The 2,079-nt window shown below is 58.4% G+C and carries 2 protein-coding genes and 1 pseudogene; all 3 read right to left on the bottom strand.

The genetic code is table 11. The features are described from left to right. Positions 1 to 580 precede the first annotated feature (580 nt). Positions 581 to 709, bottom strand: a complete 129-nt coding sequence (locus ACXJ7R_RS30910) for a hypothetical protein (RefSeq protein ID WP_457155120.1) — start codon at positions 707 to 709, stop codon at positions 581 to 583. A gap of 301 nt (positions 710 to 1,010) precedes the next feature. Next, a pseudogene (locus ACXJ7R_RS30905) lies at positions 1,011 to 1,200 on the bottom strand (SAM-dependent methyltransferase); the annotation flags it as partial. A gap of 144 nt (positions 1,201 to 1,344) precedes the next feature. After that, on the bottom strand, positions 1,345 to 2,079 hold a 735-nt coding region (locus ACXJ7R_RS30900), incomplete at its 5' end, for a transglutaminase-like domain-containing protein (protein WP_457155119.1).

Below are 2,079 nucleotides of genomic sequence, written 5' to 3'. Positions count from 1 at the left end.
AATGCGTGCAGCATCCAATCTGACAATTCCCGATATCGACGCGGAAATGACCGGTGCAGGGGATGCTTGGGCGAAGCGAGCCGCATCCCCAACGCGTAATATTAGATCGGGAAGGCCCGTTTTGTCGTTAAGGGATTGCCTGTCGCCTTCGGCTGTGGACTACCTGTGGATAACTCACTTGCGCATGTGTCTGTGTGCAGGGCCTCGCCAGCCGCACGTCCTGGCGCGTCCCTGTGGCCGCGTGCCACCGCAATTTTAGACGAACTGCACCTTACGAATCCGTAAGGCGCGCATGAGCCCAGCCTAATATTAGTAACTCATGAACAAGCCGCATCCCGCCTCCGACAACGAACCAGCCAATCGACCCTACGAGATTTAAATGTTTGCCGAAAAGCACGGATTAACGTTGAAAGCGGCGGAGCTGATATTGTTTGCGAACGGACCGTCGCGTGTGCCTGTGACGCCGCAGCGAAGGCCTTCCTCACCGCTCTGGCAGCACGACGATCTCAATTCTGGCCCGGTCGTCTGCCAGAGCAAACCTCGTTTGAACCAGGCTTTGAGGACGTCGCCGACATCGGCTTCATTGCGCGGCGATGCCGTGTGTTCCGGGGTGCGTTCTGGCGAACAGTAGGTGATTGGCGAGCGAGATCGACAGCATCACGATCAGAGCTGCCGACACCATGAGCAGGATTTTGTTTCTGTCACTCATCGTCGATTTTCCCGCAATTCGAAAATCAAAATGCGCGACGCGGCGCAAGGTTGCTCACGCCCGCAAGTTCCGCGAAAAGATGACCTAGCGATGCCTTGGAGCAGTGGTGCCATCGCTCCATTCACCGACGACGCAGAAGGTTCGGTCGCCGGTCCTGACGAGCGCCGCTTTGCGGAAGCCCCCGACGTCGAGCGTCGCCTTCTTGGCGCATCGATGAATGCCTGTTCCTTGCCGGGCTTGGTGCGAAACCGAACGACATTGTAAGTAGTCATGCCTTCCTCCAATTGTTGCACAGCGAACGTTAGGGGCGGGCCTCGAGAACCATGTTAAACGGTGTCTCGGTGGCGCGACGGAAGCGGCGGAAGCGGCCGCCGGTAACCACCTTGCGCTGTCTGGCCTCGCCGGCCTGGGCGCCGAGGGCCGAGCCCGACCTCCTGGAAGAGCGAGGCCGTGCAGCTGAAGGTCGAGGCGGCGTAGCGGCCGACGGGGTCAGGTTGGCCGATAGCTGGTGCGGTCATACATTCGCCGCGCTATAGATGCGGCCGCGCGACGCCAACACTCGGACCCAGCCCTTGAGGATTGTTAGCCCCGGCAACAGTAACGAGCCCGCAGCCCTTATGGTCACATCGATCAGATCAAGGTGAAGACTCGGGATTTCCGACAGGATCCTCCGACAATTGGTCCGTTTGGACTTCTTCCGTGACAACTTTGAAGCCAGCAAGTCTGGATGCGCCGAAACTGGTTGAGAGAGCAACATCAGTTGCGTCGCAACCCGTCGCCATCAGGAGGCGGTTGTGCCGAGCATCAAATGTGAACCAGTGACCGCTTAGATATGCTTGGAACCATGCGCTGAAATCCATGGGATTCGGCACGGGAGGCACGCCGATGTCGCCGAGATAACCGGTGCAATAGCGCGCGGGAATATTCATGCAGCGGCACAGTGAGATTGCCAGATGTGCAAAATCGCGACAGACGCCGGTTCGATCTTCGAAGGCGCCATAGGCGGTCCGCAGCGGATTGGCGGCTTGGTAGTTGAAAGCGATGTGATTGTGCACGAAATTGCAGATCGCCTGGACTCGGGTCCAACCAGGTGTGGTATTGCCGAATTCCGCCCAAGCGATGTCACCAAGCCGATCGGTGTCGCAATAGCGGCTTCCGAGCAGAAACCTGAGCACGTCATCCGGCAGGTCCTTGATATCGTGCTGAACGGCGTCTGGCATGACAACATCGGACTTGCCAGTGTCGTATATTTCGAAGCTCGTCGATACCGTCGTCAGCCCTGCCGGCGCTTCTATTCTCGTGCACGCGTTGCCGAAAGCATCCATGTAGCCGCAAGCCTCGATCGGGCGATCAAAGCCTATGATCTGCTC

This window comes from Mesorhizobium sp. P5_C1 (assembly GCF_054049815.1).
The sequence above is the reverse complement of the archived record's forward strand: the minus strand, read 5'-3'. Positions and strand labels throughout refer to the sequence as shown.

Bases quoted from the DNA above. Each gene is read 5' to 3' on its own strand.
- ACXJ7R_RS30910 (WP_457155120.1), bottom strand. From the start codon at position 709: ATGAGTGACAGAAACAAAATCCTGCTCATGGTGTCGGCAGCTCTGATC.